The sequence below is a fragment of the uncultured Streptococcus sp. genome (assembly GCF_905372115.1).
Lineage (GTDB): Bacteria > Bacillota > Bacilli > Lactobacillales > Streptococcaceae > Streptococcus.
The window spans coordinates 41,435-59,152 of record NZ_CAJPNR010000001.1 but is presented as its reverse complement, the minus strand read 5'-3'; the positions used below and the strand labels follow the sequence as shown (position 1 = coordinate 59,152).

Here is a 17,718-nt window from a genome sequence, read left to right as displayed (position 1 = left end):
TTACTGTTTCTTTCTAAAGGTTAACAGACCGGCCAGGAAAGCAAGGAAGCCACCTAAAAGTGCCAGTAGGGAAGTGCTTGTTCCCGTTTTTGGCAAGGTTTTTTCTGTTTGGCTAGCCGCTTCTTTTACTGCTGAATCCTGAGGTTCTTGCGCATCCAAGGATAAAGGCTTAGGCTGAGCCTTGGCTACAGAAGAGGCAGACAGCTGCTCTTCTTGAGCTGTTGGATCTTGGGATTTTTCTTCCTGAGCTGGGTTAACTTTTCGAAGTCGCAAAATAGTCGCTGTGAGCGGAGCTAGGGCTAAACCATTGCTGTTTCTAGTGATACCTGCTGGATCAGAAATAGCTATCACTCCTGCCATATTGCCATCTGCCACAACCTCTGCACCTGCTAGATGCTTGTAGGCTTCACCAAAGTTGAATTGTCGTTCCTTGGTGTCCGCATTGACAAAGACAGCATAAATATCGCCATTTGACGCAACCACTTGGTAGCCGAGAACAAGGTCTTCTTTCTCAATACCATCCTTGCCAGGCTGGGTGATGAGGGTCACATTTTGCTCCACTTCATCTTTGGAGCTGCGGGTAAAAGCATCTGTTGATCTCCGCAAGGCAATCAAGCCTTTCATATAGGCACGACTCTTGGCATTTTCAGGGAACTTCTCCGAATCAGTCGCCTTGGTCCAGTCAAAGTGGTTGACCGCGTCGCTCGAATCATAAGAATCATGAATGAAGTACGGATAGTCAAACGGCGTGCCGTCCTCATTGGTCAACAAATGCGCTTTGTTTGGAACCTTGTCTTCGGAGACAGGATATTTATAGGCAGGATCACGGAATTGCTTGGTTCGGCCGTATTCTTGACCAGAGTGGATAAATGGTGTCCCTTGCGAAGTCAAAATCATCAGATTTCCCAGACGCAGGCGACGATGAATCTCCTGATAGTTGGCAGCCACTGCCGGATCTTTCTTGATCGACTGGGCAATGATATCAAAGAGCGTCAGATTATCATGGGCTGCGATGTATTGGATCACATCCCCCGGGCTATCCGCCTCAAAATTGGTTGGCTGCGCCTTGATGTTTTTGAAGACATTTTCCACACTGCGCTTGCCACCAGTGATAAAGGCTGGTGTTCCCTCATTTGGATAACCCGATTTCAAGGTATTGCGAATATCATCTGAGAAGACCGCTACCGTGTCTGTTGACTTCATCCAAGATTGGTCAGCCGGCTGGACAGCTTTATTTTCATCACCTGTATAGGTCTTCCAGCCCTCGCCCAGCATAATGAGATTTGGATTAAGTTTTTTGGCTTCTTCAAAGGCTTTTTGGATGGACTCAGCATCGTGGTCCCCCATCATATCAAAGCGGAAGCCATCTACCTTATACTGCTCTGTCAGGTACTTGATCGAATCCACCAAGACCCGTCTGCTCATATAGTGAGTAGTACCCAAGCGGCCACCGCCAAAGCTGGATCTCGGTGTACCATCCGCATCCATAAAGTGGTAGTAATTGGGCTCCAAGTCTTCAAAGATAGAGGTCTTAGCCGTATGATTATAGACCACATCCAGGATAACGCCCATTCCACGCTTATGAATTTCGTTGACAAGGTTTTTAAATTCCTCAATGCGCTTGGCTGGATCTGTTGGCGTGCTGGAGTACATACCTGTCAGCGAGAAGTAGTTTTGCGGATCATAGCCCCAGTTATAGTTGCTGTTGCTGGAAGCGTACTTGTCCATGCGCTCAGCATTTTTCAACTCATTTACAAAGTAATAACTTAGAACTGGCAAGAGCTGAACGTGGGTCACTCCCAAATCTTTCAAATAATCTAATTTCTCAATGAAAGCTGAGAAAGTTCCAAATTGAGATTTCAAATCTTTTGAAATAGCTGGATCTGAAGTAAAATCACGAACATGTGCCTCATAAATCAAGGCATCCTCCCGCTTCTTGAAGTTCGGAATAGTAGCATAGGTCAGGTCTTTCGGTCCATATTCACTTGGATCTACAAAAGCTGCCTTGGCAATCTTGTAGGCATCCCCCTTGTCCGCATCTTCACTGTTCCAAGCGGCTAAAGACTTGGCATAGGGATCCAGTACAAGAACTTTTTTACCACCGCGAGTAATTTCATAATGATAGAAATACCCTCGATAGTCTGAAATCCCCAGACCGCTCTCAGGCGTCAACCTGCTCGTCCATGTGCCAGACTCACCCTTCTGCATAGCCAGGCGTCCAACGACCTTGTTCTGATCTTCTTTGTCATAGACCGCCAAATCGACTTGGTCCGCACTTGGTGACCAGAAAGTTAGGTCCACTTGTTTGCCCGCTTGAGAAACACGAGCTCCCAATTCACCATCATACTTATAAATACTATCCTTCAACTGCCAGTTCATGCTGGTTTTGAATTGATCATTGCCATATTTGATAAGATAAGGTGACTGAGCTTGGTTAAAATCACCTATGAATTTGGCGCTTTTAGTCTTAGGATCCAGAACCACATCTTTAACAGCGACTTCATTGCCATCTTTGTCCGTAATCTTTAAGTTCTTTAAAATTTCCTCTTTTTTGGCATTTTCTAAGGTAGAAAAGCTGGCTTCAATCTCGGTCAAGCCTATATGCTGGGCTCCCGTCATACGAATATCGTTGACAAAGTAAGGGTTGGTATAAACTGTCGGATCCGCATCACGCAAGAAAATCTGGCTATTTTTCTCCAAATTAGCGAAATTATAATCCTGATTTTGAATCTTCACATCATCTCCTGATTTGCTCTCGTCTAAAAGCAAAAAGCCAATCATCTTAGCAGCATCTTTCAAAGGGACATCTACATAGCGACCGTATTTCCCAGTCTTCTCGAAGTCCACCCCGTCAGGCCAATTCTTGCTTGGATTTTGGACATCTCCCCAAAGCCAGAGCGACTTCTTATCATACTGGCCATCTGTACGATAGTAGTTGATCCGTACCATCCCTTTTTTCAAAGGCTCATAGGTATGAGGTTGATAGTCCGTGTCAAACCAAACCTCATTCATCTGAGGACTGAGCAGTTCAACTGTCTTGTCACCGGTAATATTTTGCCCTGCTGTATTATTGATCAAAAGGCTGATTTTGCTTCTTTTCTCAGCCATTTTAACATCAAGGTAATAACCGTAGTCATCTTCTTTGGCAGTCGCAAAGCTAGTCGCTCCAGTCGGCCAACCACCCTTTTGGCTAGAAGGCGTCTCGACATCATCCCAAGTCCACAGGCCCAAGCTGTCTAGATTTTGTGAAGGCAAGGTTTTGAAATGAAAGCGAATATTGCCTTCTTCGATAGTGTCTTTCTCCGAAGCCTGCGGCTGACTAACTGGTTCTTGCTTGTCTTTTTCACTTGGATTTGCAGCTTCTTGATCAGCTGCTTCTGAACCCGCACTAGCTGGAGCTTGATCTGCTAGCACACCAGTTGGAGCAGCCTGCTCTGAAGCCCCCGCTCCTGAACTATCTGCCTCTCCAGTTTTTTCTTCATCTGCTGACTTAGGTTGGGCTGCCGCATTTGTATCAGAGACTGCTGCTGTCGCTGGGCCGCCCGATGTGCTCGCCTCATCCGCCTTCACTAAGTGGGACTGCCCCAATAAAAAACCTGAAGCAATCACAACAGAAGCCACACCAACTTTTAAGCGACGAATACCAAAGTATTGACGCTTTTCGCCCATCCGAGACTGTAGGTGATAGTTATTTTTCATAAACAGAAAACTCCTTTATTTTTTCTTATAGAGAACATCTATGCAAACGTTTTCTGTATTTATTATACCGATTCTTTTTGAACTTGTAAAGGCTTTCAAGAAGAGTTTTTTTCACTCAGATACTTCATGCTTTCTGTGTGGATTTTGATGATTCGATAAGCTATTTGCGATTCAAACGACAATTGACAAGCAAAAAAGCCAAGACATTTGTCTCGACCTTCATTATTATTCAACGATAAATTGACTCAAAATCCCATTAATGAACTTACTGGACTTTTCGTCAGAAAATTGCTTGGAAAGCTCAATGGCTTCGTTGACTGCTACCAGCTGTGGGGTGTCAAACTCTGTAATCTCAAAGATACCCAGACGCAGGATATTTTTCTCTACCAGCGTCAGACGATCCACTGTCCAGCCCTTTTTGAGATGCTGGGCAATTTTCTTATCCAAGTCGTCCTTGGACTGGACCACACCAGAGACCAGATTGAGCAGGAAGGCTGGAATACCAGCTTCCGCAGCTTTGTCAGCCTCTTCATCCTTATCATAAGAATAGGCAAAGCGACAAGCTTCTACAAGATCCCCTTCATACTCTAGGCTCATCAGGGCCTGAAAAGCCCGCTGGCGCAGACCTCTTCTGGATTCCAACAGTATATCAGTCATTGAGGAAGTCCTCATCAAATAGATCTTTCAAGTCTGGCTTCGGTGCCTTTTCTGGAACAATGCCTGCCACATGGATATTGACCGCAGACAGCTCTACCTCAGCCATATCAAAAACAGCACTTTTTACAGCCTTCTGGATTGCTACTGCAACAGTCGGAACGCTGACACCGTATTCCAAATACAGATAGATGTCTACAGTCACATCACCTGTCTCATCTGTATGGAGCGATACTCCACGACCGAGTGAGCGCATAGAAAGACTGTCTGACATACTCTTATTTGCGAAGGAATAAACACCTTCTACCTTTGCCGTTGCAATGGCAATGATTTTTTCCAAAACACGTGGCGCAATGACGATTTCACCTAATTGTTCAGCTGCCATAGTTATTACCTCTTCTATATTATGCGCGAGAAACGTAAGTTCCTTCTGCTGTGTTGATGATTAATTTTTGTCCAACTTCGATGAAGTCTGGTACGTTGACAACAAGACCAGTCTCAAGTGTCGCTGGCTTACCAGATCCGGTAACAGTAGCTCCCTTAATAGATGGCTGAGTATCTGTCACGACCAATTCAACTGTTGTTGGTACTGTCACACCAATCACTTCTGTTCCGTAGAACTGGATTTTCACATCAGAGTTTTCAAGGATGAATTTCAATTCTTCTTCTACATTGACTACTGGAATTTCATATTGATCATATGTCTCAGTATTCATGAAATAAGCAGTGTCATCCATTTGGTACAAGTATTGAGCTGGAACAGTTTCAATAATGGCTTGTTCAAATTTTTCTTCTGGACGGTAGCTGGTATCAAAGGTAGATCCAGTACGAACATCGCGCAGCTTCATACGCATAATCGTATTTCCCTTACCTGGCTTGTGGTGGCTCGCTTCCAAAACGCGGATGAGTTTCCCATCAGCTGTTTCGAAGGTCATCCCAGCTTTCAGCTTACTTGCTTCAATCATTCTATATTACCTCTTTTTAAAATTATATTTCTACTTATTCTATCATAAAGCCTGATAATTCTCAAATAACAATCAATTCTTTCGGCGCAAGAGTTAGGACTTCGCAGCCGGTTTCTGTGATGAGGAGATCGTCTTCGATGCGGACGCCATATTTGCCGTCCAGATAAATACCCGGCTCATCAGTCAAGACCATGCCCGCCTCAATCGGCTCTTCTGACTTGCCAAAGTAAGGAATCTCATGGATGTCCAGGCCGATACCGTGGCCGATCCCATGGCTAAAGTAAGGACCGTAGCCAGCATCGTTAATAATCTGGCGCGGAATCCGGTCAAAATCAATCCGGCTAAGACCAGCCTTGGCTGCTTCTATCAGGGCTTGATTGCTGCGCAGGACAATATCATAAATCTCCCGCTCCTCATCCGTCACCTGTCCCACATGAACAGTCCGCGTCATATCACTGACATAGTGATTGTAGTAGCAGCCAAAGTCCATGGTCAGGGTTTCCCCTTTTTGAATGACCTTGTCACTAGCCACACCATGCGGCATAGCAGAGCGGTAACCCGAAGCGATGATGAAGTCAAAAGAGGCACCTGAAGCACCTAGCTGGCGCATACGGGCATCTAAAAAGTTCATAACAGCCAGCTCAGTCGTCTCACCAGGCTTGATAAAATCCAGCACATCTAGGAAGGCTTGGTCCGAAATCTGACAGGACTTGCGAATGGTCGCGATTTCTTGCTCATCTTTAATCATGCGCAAATTTTCAATAAAGGCTGTCATGGGAACCAGCTCGTAAGCTGAGAAGACACTTTCCAGCATTTTGAAGTAGGCATAGGAAATTTCATCCTCAAAGCCGATTTTTTGCAGCTTATCGCCCGCAATAATCTTAACAATCTCCCCAATCGCATCGCGTGTTTCCACAATATCAAAACCTTGGACAACTCCCTTGGCAATCAGCGTATAGCGCGCATCCGTCAGGAAAATCCGACGATTCTTGCTGATGAAAACTGTCGCTTCCGTCCCACTGAAACCAGTCAGATAGTAAATATTTTTCAGATTAGTTACTAAAACAGCGTCGCATTCTGTCTGAGCCAATGCTGCTTCAAACTTTTCAACTCTTGATAACATGAGCCACCTCCATGAAATAACTAAGCTTATTATATCAAAAAACCAGTCAAATAGGACATTTTTTTGACAAACCGTATCTAGGACTTAGAATCCAACGAGCATTCTCTGACACGAAAAATCCCTGTTTTTATAATATCTAACAGGGATTTGATGTATTATTTCACATGCAGCTTGCCTTTCAAATATTGGCCGGTATAGCTGGCTGGATTAGCTGCGACTTCTTCAGGCGTACCCGTCGCAATAATCGTACCACCACCGACACCGCCTTCTGGTCCCAAATCAATGATATGGTCAGCTGTCTTGATAACATCCAGATTGTGCTCGATAACGAGGACTGTATTGCCATCGTCCACAAAGCGTGATAGCACTTGAAGGAGCTTGGCAATGTCCTCAGAATGAAGACCCGTGGTCGGCTCATCCAGGATATAGAAGGACTTTCCAGTCGAGCGCTTGTGAAGCTCGCTGGCCAGCTTCATCCGCTGAGCTTCACCACCTGACAAGGTTGTGGCTGGCTGCCCTAGAGTCACATATCCTAGTCCCACATCCTTGATGGTCTGGAGTTTGCGAGCAATCTTGGGAATATGCTGGAAGAATTCTACCGCATCATTAACTGTCATGTCCAGAACCTGAGCGATATTCTTCTCCTTGTAGTGAACCTCTAGAGTCTCGCTATTATAGCGGGTACCGTGGCAGACCTCACAGGCTACATAGACGTCAGGCAGGAAGTGCATTTCAATCTTGATAATCCCATCACCCGAGCAGGCCTCACAGCGGCCGCCCTTGACATTAAAGCTGAAACGGCCCTTCTTGTAGCCACGAATCTTGGCTTCATTGGTCTTGGCAAACAGATCGCGAATATCGTCAAATACTCCAGTATAGGTAGCCGGATTAGAGCGCGGTGTCCGGCCAATCGGACTTTGGTCAATATCAATCAGTCTGTCCACATGCTCAATGCCGCTGATTTTCTTGAACTTACCTGGCTTAGCTGAATTGCGGTTGAGTTTTTGAGCAATGGCCTTTTTAAGGATAGAATTGACCAGCGTTGACTTACCGGATCCAGAAACTCCAGTCACAGCGATAAATTTGCCCAAGGGGAATCTAGCCGTGATATTCTGCAGATTATTTTCCTGAGCCCCTGTCACTTCGATAAAGCGACCATTGCCTACACGGCGTTCCAATGGTACTGGGATTTCGCGCTTACCTGACAGGTATTGGCCTGTGATGGATTTCTTGCTCTTGGCCACTTGTGCAGGAGTACCGGCTGCGACGATTTCACCACCGAAAACACCGGCTCCTGGTCCCACATCAATCAGCCAGTCAGCTTCCCGCATGGTGTCCTCATCGTGCTCAACCACGATAAGGGTATTTCCCAGGTCGCGCATCTTCTTGAGGCTGGCAATCAGGCGGTCATTGTCACGCTGGTGCAAGCCAATAGAGGGCTCGTCCAAGATATAGAGGACACCACTCAAGTTAGAACCAATCTGAGTCGCCAAGCGAATCCGCTGACTCTCACCTCCTGATAGAGTCCCAGCCGAGCGAGACAAAGTCAGGTAATTGAGCCCAACATTATTAAGGAAGGTCAGGCGGTCATGAATTTCTTTGAGAATAGGACGCGCAATCGTGGCTTCATTATCAGTCAGACTTAACTTCTCCAACTGTTCCAAATGATCTGCAATAGACAGGTCTGAAATCTCACCAATATGCAAGCCATCTTCTCTGCCAACCTTGACAGACAAGGCCTGAGGGCTGAGTCGATAACCGTGGCAAGCCGCACAAGTCAGCTCATTCATATAAGCCCGCATCTGCGTCCGAGTAAAATCACTATTGGTTTCATGGTAGCGACGGTTGATATTGGTGACAACCCCCTCAAAGGGAATGTCAATATCGCGCACGCCACCAAATTCATTTTCATAGTGGAAATGGAACTCTCGTCCATCTGAGCCAAAGAAAATCAGCTGCTTTTCTTCCTCCGTCAGTTCCTCAAAAGGCTTGTCCATATCAATACCAAAGGCAGCCATGGCCTGCTCCAGCATCTGCGGATAGTAGTTGGAGGATATGGGATTCCAAGGCGCTAGCGCTCCTTCGCGTAAGGTCTTGCCAGCTTCTGGAACAACCACATCTAGATCCACCTCCAGCTTAACCCCCAGACCATCACAGTCCGGACAGGAGCCAAAAGGCGCATTGAAAGAGAAGAGACGCGGCTCTAGTTCTGGCACCGTAAAGCCACAAACTGGACAGGCATAGTGTTCAGAAAAGAGTAGCTCTTGACCATCCATAGTGTCAATCACCACATAGCCCTCAGCAATCCGCAGAGCAGCTTCGACCGAGTCAAAAAGACGGCTGCGCACCCCTTCCTTGATAACAATTCTGTCTACCACGACCTCAATATCATGCTGCTTGCTCTTAGAAAGCTCTGGCAATTCCGTCACATCGTAAATATCGCCATCCACGCGCACACGGACATAACCGTCTTTCTGAATCTTATCAAAAACGGTCTTATGCTGGCCCTTTTTCTTGCGGATGACCGGCGCTAATATCTGCAGCCGCTGACGCTCCGGCAATTCCAAGACCTTGTCAACGATCTGCTCGACAGACGAAGCCGTAATAGCTCCATGACCGTTGATACAGTAGGGAGTTCCGACACGAGCATATAGCAGACGCAGGTAGTCATTGATTTCGGTTGCAGTTCCCACTGTTGAGCGGGGATTTTTGCTGGTTGTCTTCTGGTCGATGGAAATAGCCGGGCTGAGACCATCAATCGAGTCCACATCCGGCTTTTCCATATTGCCCAAAAACTGCCGAGCATAGGCCGACAGACTCTCCACATAGCGGCGCTGCCCCTCAGCATAGAGGGTATCAAAAGCCAGACTGGACTTGCCCGAACCGGACAGCCCCGTCACCACGACTAGCTTGTCCCGCGGAATTTCTACATCAATATTTTTTAAATTATGAGCTCGCGCTCCATGAATCACAATTTTATCTTGCATTTTGACCTCGTTTCACTTATAAACCTTCTCCATTATAACAAATTTTTCTGCAAACTTTTGCCCCAAAAACCCGAATTTGTAGTATAATAGTACGGTATGCAAAAAACACTCTGGAAAGGAAAATGATTATGAAGCAAGTCTTTTTATCAACTACGACAGAATTCAAAGAGATTGATTCGCTCGAATCAGGCACCTGGATCAATCTTGTCAACCCTTCCCAGAGCGAATCAATTGAAATCGCCAACGCCTTTGGTATTGACATCGCCGACCTGCGAGCACCGCTCGATGCAGAAGAAATGTCCCGACTTACGATCGAGGATGAGTATACACTGATCATCGTTGACGTGCCCATCACTGAGGAGCGGAATAACCAGACTTACTATGTCACGATCCCCCTTGGTATTATCATCACGGAAGAGGCTATTATTACCACTTGTTTGGAAAAATTACCTCTGCTGGACATCTTCATTCACAGGCGCCTGCGCAACTTCTATACTTTTATGAAGTCACGTTTCATCTTTCAGATTCTCTACCACAATGCCGAGCTGTATCTGACAGCCCTGCGCTCCATTGACCGCAAGAGTGAGCAGATTGAGAGCCAGCTGCACAAGTCCACGCGAAATGAAGAACTGATTGAGCTCATGGAGTTGGAAAAGACCATCGTCTATTTCAAGGCCTCCCTTAAGACAAATGAGCGCGTGATTAAGAAGCTGACCAGCTCCACTAGCAATATCAAGAAATACCTGGAGGACGAGGACTTGCTGGAAGATACCTTGATTGAGACCCAGCAGGCCATTGAGATGGCTGATATCTACGGCAACATCCTCCACAGTATGACAGAGACCTTTGCCTCTATCATTTCTAATAACCAGAACAATATCATGAAAGCCTTGGCTCTGGTGACCATCGTCATGTCGATTCCGACTATGATTTTCTCGGCCTATGGGATGAACTTCAAAAATAACGAACTGCCTCTCAACGGTGAACCACATGCCTTCTGGATTATCATGTTCATCGCCTTTGCCATGAGTGCTTCGGTCATGGCCTATCTCATGCACAAAAAACTATTTTAACCTTTAGAAAGAACGCCTATGTCACAAGTATCCCTCGACAAACTCAGCAAAAAAAACAAAGAATTTATCCATATCGCAACTAACCAACTCCTACAAGACGGCAAATCCGATCAGGAAATCCAGACTATCTTAGAAGGTATTCTACCGGAAATTCTGGAAAATCAAGCCAAGGGAATCACTGCCCGCGGCCTCTACGGAGCCCCAACTACTTGGGCATCTTCTCTGACTGAAAAAGAGCGCTATGATGCCGAACATCCAAAAGAAAATGACGATCCTAAATGGATGATGCTGGACTCTGTCCTCTTTATCTTTGGTTTCTTTACCCTCCTTACCTCAATCGTCAATCTAGCTTCCTCTCAGCCGTCTGTCTATGGACTGACGACTCTCATACTCGGAAGCATCGTCGGCGGGCTTTCTTTCTATGCTCTCTACCACTTTATCTACCGTTTCTACGGACCAGACAAGGACCGCAGCCAGCGCCCTAAGCTGCTCAAATCCATCCTGACCATGGCAGCGGCTATTCTCCTCTGGAGCATGTCCATCGTCCTGACTAGTCTCCTGCCTGAATTCCTCAACCCCCGCCTGTCTAATGTCGTAGTTGCTATTGTCGGCGCTATCACCCTAGCCCTGCGCTTCTATCTCAAAAAACGCTTCAACATCAAGAGCGCGACTATGGGGCCGACGAGATAAGAAATCTTTAAATCAAATAATACTTAAAAAGACAGTTCAAATCAAACTGTCTTTTTATTATACAATTCTTCTATTATCTAAAAAATCCCTGCCGAGGCAGGGAATCTAATTAGTCTTCATTTACGAAAGGCATCAAAGCCATTACGCGAGCGCGTTTGATAGCTGTTGTTACTTTACGTTGGTTTTTAGCTGAAGTTCCTGTTACACGACGAGGAAGGATTTTCCCACGTTCTGAAACGAAACGGCTAAGAAGCTCAGTATCTTTGTAATCAACATATTCAATTTTGTTCGCTGCGATGTAATCAACTTTTTTACGGCGTTTGAATCCGCCACGACGTTGTTGAGCCATGTGTTTTCTCCTTTATATTATAGTTAGATTCAATCCTTAGAAAGGTAGATCGTCGTCTGAGATATCCATCGGGTTAGAATTGCCAAATGGGCTCTCATCACGAGAAAAGTTCGGTACTTGGTTAGACGAGTCTGCACTGCCATAACTTGGAGCAGAGCTGCCGCCGAAGCTGTTTCCACCGTATCCGCCAGATGACTGACCTTCACGATTAGAGCGGCTTTCCAAGAGTTGGAAATTGTCCGCAACAACTTCTGTGACATAGACACGCTGGCCTTGCTGATTCTCGTAGTTACGCGTTTGAATACGGCCTGTAATTCCGATCAGGGCTCCTTTTTTAGCCCAGTTTGCAAGATTTTCTGCCTGCTGACGCCAGATAACAACATTGATAAAGTCTGCTTCTCGCTCGCCACTTTGATTTTTAAAGTTGCGATTGACAGCCAGAGTAAATGTTGCGACCGCTTGGTTCTGCGGAGTATAGCGAAGCTCGGCATCACGGGTCATGCGACCCACCAGTACAACGTTATTAATCATAGTCTACCTTCTTAAGCGTCAAGTTTGACGATCATGTGACGAAGAATGTCAGCGTTGATTTTTGAAAGACGGTCAAACTCTTTAAGAGCTGCATCGTCGTTTGCTTCAACGTTAACGATGTGGTAAAGTCCTTCACGGAAATCTTGGATTTCGTATGCAAGACGACGTTTTTCCCAGTCTTTTGATTCAACAACAGTTGCACCATTGTCAGTTAAGATAGAGTCAAAGCGTGCTACCAAAGCGTTTTTAGCTTCTTCTTCAATGTTTGGACGAATAATATAAAGAATTTCGTATTTAGCCATTGATTTTTCCTCCTTTTGGTCTAATGACCCCGAGACTTTGCAAGGGGTAAGTGAGGTTTGCTCACAAATAACTATTATAGCAGACTTCCAGCAGAATAGCAAGGGAAAGTTTTGATATAAAGAAAACTCTCTCTGTCACCAGAGAGAGTCCGAAAAATACGATTCGTTTTTAGAAAGCTTAGACAATTCTACCTTGATCGACAACTAGTTTTCCAGCCTTGTAAACCTGATGGGTCAGGTTGGTGGCAAAGAAATAAAGTGGATAGTCGATATTCTTAGCGTCTAGGATGGTAATGTCAGCCCGCTTGCCAGTATCAAAGCTGCCAATCTTATCTTGACGGTTAACTGAATAGGCCGCATTGATGGTTACAGCGTTCAGAACTTCTACTGGCGTCAGACGCATCATAAAGCAGCCCAGCTGCATGACGAACTGCAGGTTAGCAGTTGGACAGGAGCCTGGATTGCTGTCGGTAGTCAGGGTAATGGCCATACCAGCTTCCAGCATCTTGCGGGCCGGTGCATAGGTATCTTCCATCAGACTGAAGGTAGTCGCTGGCAGGAGATTCCCGATAACTTTGGCTTCTGCCATCTTGCGAATGCCCTCATCGGTCGCTACCATCAAGTGCTCTGCACTAGTTGCTCCTAGCTCAGCTGCTACATCTACTCCGCCGATAGATTCGATTTCATCAGCATGGATACGAAGCTTGAAGCCCATTTCCTTAGCTTTAGAAAGCAGGTAGCGTGACTCGTCAGCTGTAAAGACGCCTTTTTCACAGAAAATATCACAAAACTCAGCTAGATTTTCTGCCTTTACTCGAGGCAGCATTTCCTCGACGATGAGCTCTAGATATTCCTGAGAGCGTCCCTTGTATTCTGGTGGAACAGCGTGGGCAGCCATAAAGGTCGAAACTAAATCAATATCATGGTCACGGTCCAGAGCTCCAACGACATCTAGCTGGCGCTTCTCTGTTTCCCAGTCCAAACCATAACCACTTTTGGCCTCAACAGTCGTCACCCCATGCAGCAGCATGTAGTCCAGCAGTCTCTTGGACTTATCGTAGAGAGTGTCAAAAGAAGCTTCTCGCGTCGCCCGAACTGTACTGAGAATACCGCCGCCTTGGGCAAGAATTTCCAGATAAGGGACCCCAGCTAACTTCTTAGCAAACTCATGCTCCCGGCTGCCGCCGTAGACCAAGTGAGTATGGCAGTCGATCAAGCCAGGCGTAGCAATCTTGCCCTCATAAGACTGAATCTTAGTATCTGGTCCAATCAGACTGGCATCCGGCTCTCCGCTTCCAACTGCTAGGATTTTGCCGTCTTTGACTGCAATGTAGCCGTCTTCCAAAACCTGAGCTTCTTTCATCTCTGCGCCAAAAAGGGGATGCCCGAGATCCTTGGGACAGAAGACTTGATTAAAGTGAGTTAATAGTAAATCAGCAGTCATGCTTGTTCCTCCATTTCATTTTCCGACATATTTGCTTTTCATCATAATACACTATCGTCAAATTATAGTCAAAAGCTTGTAAAAGATAGGAGCCCCACTTTTTTTACTGTTTTTGTCATTTTCTTGACTCTTTATGGACGGGAGTCTTATAGAATGTAGGAGAAAGATATTTTACACTTGACTAAAAGGAGGATTTTTCATGTCATACTTTAGCGAAAATGAAATTGCAGCAGCAATGACCGTCAAATTAGACGATGTACTACCTGAAAAAACAGTTTTCCAAGAAGGCATCCGTCGAGCACCTGACCGGGGCTTCCGTTTGACTCAAGCTCAAACCGAAATTGCTCTTAAAAATGCCCTTCGCTATATTCCAAAGAGATTCCATGAGGAAGTGATTCCAGAATTTCTGGAAGAACTGAAAACTCGCGGACGGATTTATGGCTACCGCTGGCGTCCAAAAGAACGCATCTACGGCAAACCGATTGATGAGTATAAAGGGAACTGTACCGCAGCCAAGGCTATGCAGGTCATGATTGACAACAACCTGAGCTTTGAAATCGCTCTTTATCCTTATGAATTGGTTACTTATGGGGAAACTGGATCTGTCTGCGCCAACTGGATGCAGTACAACCTCATCATGAAATACTTGGAAATCATGACCGACCATCAAACCTTGGTCGTGGAATCTGGCCACCCACTCGGACTCTTCAAATCTAAACCAGAAGCACCTCGTGTTATCATCACCAATGGCCTCTTGGTCGGTGAGTACGACAACATGAAGGACTGGGAAATTGCTGAAGAAATGGGCGTGACTAACTACGGTCAAATGACAGCTGGCGGCTGGATGTACATTGGCCCTCAAGGTATCGTCCATGGTACTTTCAACACCCTCCTCAATGCTGGACGTTTGAAACTAGGTGTAGCTGATGACGGCGACCTGACTGGTAAACTCTTTATCTCTTCTGGTCTGGGCGGCATGAGTGGAGCTCAAGGGAAAGCAGCAGAAATTGCGAAAGCTGTAGCAATCGTGGCAGAGGTAGACTATTCTCGGATTGAAACTCGTCACTCCCAAGGCTGGATTAGCCAGTTAGCCGAAAGTCCAAAAGAAGCAATTGACTTGGCTCAAAAAGCTCTGGAAGCTGGCGAATCAACTTCTATCGCCTATCATGGTAACATCGTAGACCTCTTGGAATATGTCAACGAGAACAATATCCATGTAGATCTGCTGTCTGACCAAACTTCTTGCCATAACGTCTATGACGGTGGCTACTGTCCAGCTGGTATCAGCTTTGAAGAGCGGACACGCCTCCTAGCTGAAGACAAGGAAACCTTTGCTAAGTTGGTTGATGAAACATTGGAACGTCACTTCAAGGCAATCAAGACCTTGACTAACAACGGCACCTACTTCTTTGACTACGGTAATGCCTTTATGAAGGCAGTCTATGACTCTGGCATCAAGGAAATTTCTAAGAATGGCTTTGATGATAAAGACGGCTTTATCTGGCCATCTTATGTAGAAGATATCATGGGCCCAATGCTCTTTGACTATGGTTATGGCCCTTTCCGTTGGGTATGTCTGAGCGGTAAGCACGAAGACCTAGTCGCTACTGACCATGCAGCCATGGAAGTCATCGACCCTAACCGCCGCTACCAAGACCGCGACAACTACAACTGGATTCGCGATGCAGAAAAGAACCAGTTGGTTGTTGGAACTCAGGCTCGGATTCTCTACCAAGACTGTATGGGTCGTGTCAACATCGCCCTCAAGTTCAATGAATTAGTACGCGAAGGCAAGATTGGTCCTGTCATGATTGGTCGTGACCACCACGACGTATCTGGTACCGACTCACCATTCCGTGAAACTTCCAATATTAAGGATGGTTCTAATGTCACTTGCGACATGGCTGTGCAATGTTACGCTGGTAATGCCGCTCGTGGTATGAGTCTGGTAGCTCTCCACAACGGTGGTGGAACTGGTATCGGTAAAGCGATCAACGGAGGCTTTGGCTTGGTACTGGACGGAAGCGAACGCATTGATGAAATCATCAAATCTGCTATCGCTTGGGATACGATCGGCGGAGTTGCACGTCGTAACTGGGCTCGCAATGAGCATGCTATCGAAACAGCTATCGAGTACAACCGTCTCCATGAAGGAACAGACCACATCACCATTCCGTACTTAACTGACGAAGATTTGGTCAAAGAATCTGTTAAGAAATTGTTCGAATAGGAAAAACTTGTCTCCCCACTTCCAACCTGGGCTGGGCTCAGCCTAGCTCAGGAGGAGGTTCTGCTTTATTAAGTTCATATTATAAATTAAAATTATTGATATCACGAGGTAATATCTTATGGCAAAAATTGTTGAATGTATTCCTAACTTTTCTGAAGGCCGCAATCAAGCGGTCATTGACGGTTTAGTGGAAACAGCTAAGAGCGTGCCAGGAGTGACACTTTTGGACCACTCTTCTGATGCCAGCCACAACCGCAGCGTCTTTACCTTGGTCGGTGATGACCAAAATATTCAGGAAGTTGCTTTCCGTTTGGTCAAATACGCTTCTGAAAATATTGACTTGACCAAGCACCAGGGCGAACACCCTCGTATGGGCGCAACTGATGTCCTGCCTTTTGTACCGATTAAGGACATCACAAGTGAGGAATGCGTAGAAATTGCGAAGACTGTATCTGAGCGGATCAACCGTGAGCTCGGTATCCCTATCTTCCTCTATGAAGATGCAGCGACTCGTCCTGAGCGTAAGAACTTGGCTAAGGTCCGTAAAGGACAATTTGAAGGCATGCCTGAAAAACTCTTGGAAGCTGACTGGGCACCTGACTACGGTGAAAGAAAGATTCACCCAACTGCTGGTGTCACTGCTGTCGGAGCTAGAATGCCGCTCATCGCCTACAACATCAACTTGGATACAGACAATCTGGAAATTGCCAACAATATTGCCAAAATCATCCGTGGATCAAGCGGTGGTTACAAGTACTGTAAAGCGATCGGCGTTATGCTGGAAGACCGCAACATTGCTCAGGTTTCTATCAACATGGTCAATCTGGAAAAATTCCCGCTCTATCGTGTCTTTGAAACAGTTCGCTTTGAAGCCAAACGCTACGGAGTTGGTATCCTAGGCTCAGAAGTCATCGGTTTGGCGCCAGCCAAGGCTTTGATTGATGCAGCAGAATACTATCTGCAAATCGAAGACTTTGACTACGGCAAGCAAGTTCTGGAAAACCATTTGCTGGGCTAGGAGGACAGAAACCTATGAAATTAGTAGATTTAAGCTTGACAGAATTCGCCCAAGTCCTAGGCTCAGATGCTCCTGCACCAGGAGGCGGCTCTGCCGCTGCTCTTTCAGCAGCTAACGGTATTTCCCTAACCAAAATGGTTTGTGAATTAACACTTGGCAAGAAAAAATACGCAGAATTTGAAGCAGAAATTGCTCAAGTACATGCTGAAAGCGCCCGCCTGCAAGAAGGCTTGCTCGCAGCTATCGACAAGGACACTGAAGCCTTCAATCTAGTCTCTGCTGTCTTTGATATGCCTAAGGAGACAGAGGAAGATAAGGCTGCTCGTCGGGAAGCTATGCAGCAAGCCCTCAAGGAAGCGACCAAGTCACCTTATGGCATGATGGAAGACATCTTGGCTGCCCTGCAAACAACTCAAAAGGCTGTCGGTAAGTCCAATACCAATGCTGCCAGCGACTTGGGAGTTGCAGCTCTCAACCTTAAGGCTGGCCTGCAAGGGGCTTGGCTCAATGTTCTCATCAACCTGTCAGGTGTCAAGGATGAAGCATTCGTCGCAGACTACCGCAGCAAGGGGGAAGAACTCCTACAAAAAGGCTGCTCTCTAGCAGATGAAATTTATCAAGAAATTTTGAAAGTTGTCTAATAGATAAACGGA

Annotated in this window: 15 protein-coding genes; 5 read left to right on the top strand and 10 right to left on the bottom strand. The window is 46.0% G+C overall.

Annotation, left to right across the window (positions count from 1 at the left end; translation table 11 throughout):
* From QZ169_RS00260 to uvrA, 6 genes are all read right to left on the bottom strand, one after another.
* Positions 1–3,699 (bottom strand): pullulanase, encoded by a 3,699-nt coding sequence (locus QZ169_RS00260; RefSeq protein WP_295504020.1) that lies wholly within the window; start codon positions 3,697–3,699, stop codon positions 1–3.
* A gap of 225 nt (positions 3,700–3,924) precedes the next feature.
* The gene (gene nusB, locus QZ169_RS00255) at positions 3,925–4,356 is read right to left on the bottom strand and encodes a transcription antitermination factor NusB (RefSeq protein ID WP_295504018.1); all 432 of its coding nucleotides are present in this window, start codon (positions 4,354–4,356) and stop codon (positions 3,925–3,927) included.
* The gene (locus QZ169_RS00250; RefSeq protein ID WP_002896484.1) at positions 4,349–4,738 is read right to left on the bottom strand and encodes an Asp23/Gls24 family envelope stress response protein; all 390 of its coding nucleotides are present in this window, start codon (positions 4,736–4,738) and stop codon (positions 4,349–4,351) included. The genes nusB and QZ169_RS00250 overlap by 8 nt, the downstream gene beginning before the upstream one ends.
* A gap of 19 nt (positions 4,739–4,757) precedes the next feature.
* The gene (gene efp, locus QZ169_RS00245) at positions 4,758–5,318 is read right to left on the bottom strand and encodes an elongation factor P (RefSeq protein ID WP_002896485.1); all 561 of its coding nucleotides are present in this window, start codon (positions 5,316–5,318) and stop codon (positions 4,758–4,760) included.
* Between the two features lie 61 nt (positions 5,319–5,379).
* Positions 5,380–6,441, bottom strand: a complete 1,062-nt coding sequence (locus tag QZ169_RS00240; RefSeq protein WP_295504016.1) for a Xaa-Pro peptidase family protein — start codon at positions 6,439–6,441, stop codon at positions 5,380–5,382.
* 155 nt (positions 6,442–6,596) lie between these two features.
* Positions 6,597–9,428 carry an excinuclease ABC subunit UvrA gene (gene uvrA / locus QZ169_RS00235; RefSeq protein ID WP_295504014.1) on the bottom strand — a complete coding sequence of 944 codons (2,832 nt, stop codon included), beginning with the start codon at positions 9,426–9,428 and terminating at the stop codon, positions 6,597–6,599.
* Between the two features lie 128 nt (positions 9,429–9,556).
* Here uvrA and QZ169_RS00230 point away from each other — a divergent pair, with 128 nt between their 5' ends.
* Both QZ169_RS00230 and QZ169_RS00225 read left to right on the top strand, forming a co-directional pair.
* A complete protein-coding gene (locus tag QZ169_RS00230; protein WP_032912532.1) occupies positions 9,557–10,501 on the top strand; it encodes a magnesium transporter CorA family protein in 945 nt (314 codons plus the stop codon).
* Positions 10,502–10,519: 18 nt separating this feature from the next.
* Entirely contained in the window at positions 10,520–11,191 is a 672-nt protein-coding gene (locus tag QZ169_RS00225) for a DUF1129 domain-containing protein (protein ID WP_295504011.1), read from the top strand.
* 109 nt (positions 11,192–11,300) lie between these two features.
* Here the strand turns inward: QZ169_RS00225 and rpsR are convergent, their stop codons facing one another.
* The 4 genes from rpsR to hutI all read right to left on the bottom strand — a co-directional run bounded on the left by rpsR (position 11,301) and on the right by hutI (position 13,817).
* The gene (gene rpsR / locus QZ169_RS00220; protein WP_000068664.1) at positions 11,301–11,540 is read right to left on the bottom strand and encodes a 30S ribosomal protein S18; all 240 of its coding nucleotides are present in this window, start codon (positions 11,538–11,540) and stop codon (positions 11,301–11,303) included.
* A 36-nt stretch (positions 11,541–11,576) separates the two neighbouring features.
* On the bottom strand, positions 11,577–12,071 hold the full coding sequence (locus QZ169_RS00215; protein ID WP_002896496.1) for a single-stranded DNA-binding protein: 495 nt from the start codon (positions 12,069–12,071) through the stop codon (positions 11,577–11,579).
* Between the two features lie 11 nt (positions 12,072–12,082).
* Positions 12,083–12,373 (bottom strand): 30S ribosomal protein S6, encoded by a 291-nt coding sequence (rpsF, locus tag QZ169_RS00210; protein ID WP_002896497.1) that lies wholly within the window; start codon positions 12,371–12,373, stop codon positions 12,083–12,085.
* A 178-nt stretch (positions 12,374–12,551) separates the two neighbouring features.
* Positions 12,552–13,817, bottom strand: a complete 1,266-nt coding sequence (gene hutI, locus QZ169_RS00205; protein ID WP_295504007.1) for an imidazolonepropionase — start codon at positions 13,815–13,817, stop codon at positions 12,552–12,554.
* A gap of 199 nt (positions 13,818–14,016) precedes the next feature.
* On the opposite strand from hutI, the gene QZ169_RS00200 reads away from it, so the two are divergent.
* The 3 genes from QZ169_RS00200 (at position 14,017) to QZ169_RS00190 (ending at position 17,706) form a co-directional block, all read left to right on the top strand.
* Positions 14,017–16,047: a urocanate hydratase gene (locus tag QZ169_RS00200; protein WP_295504005.1), complete on the top strand. Its 2,031-nt coding sequence runs from the start codon at positions 14,017–14,019 to the stop codon at positions 16,045–16,047.
* Positions 16,048–16,165: 118 nt separating this feature from the next.
* On the top strand, positions 16,166–17,065 hold the full coding sequence (gene ftcD, locus QZ169_RS00195; protein WP_101771756.1) for a glutamate formimidoyltransferase: 900 nt from the start codon (positions 16,166–16,168) through the stop codon (positions 17,063–17,065).
* 14 nt (positions 17,066–17,079) lie between these two features.
* Positions 17,080–17,706: a cyclodeaminase/cyclohydrolase family protein gene (locus QZ169_RS00190; RefSeq protein ID WP_223361842.1), complete on the top strand. Its 627-nt coding sequence runs from the start codon at positions 17,080–17,082 to the stop codon at positions 17,704–17,706.
* Positions 17,707–17,718: the final 12 nt, after the last annotated feature.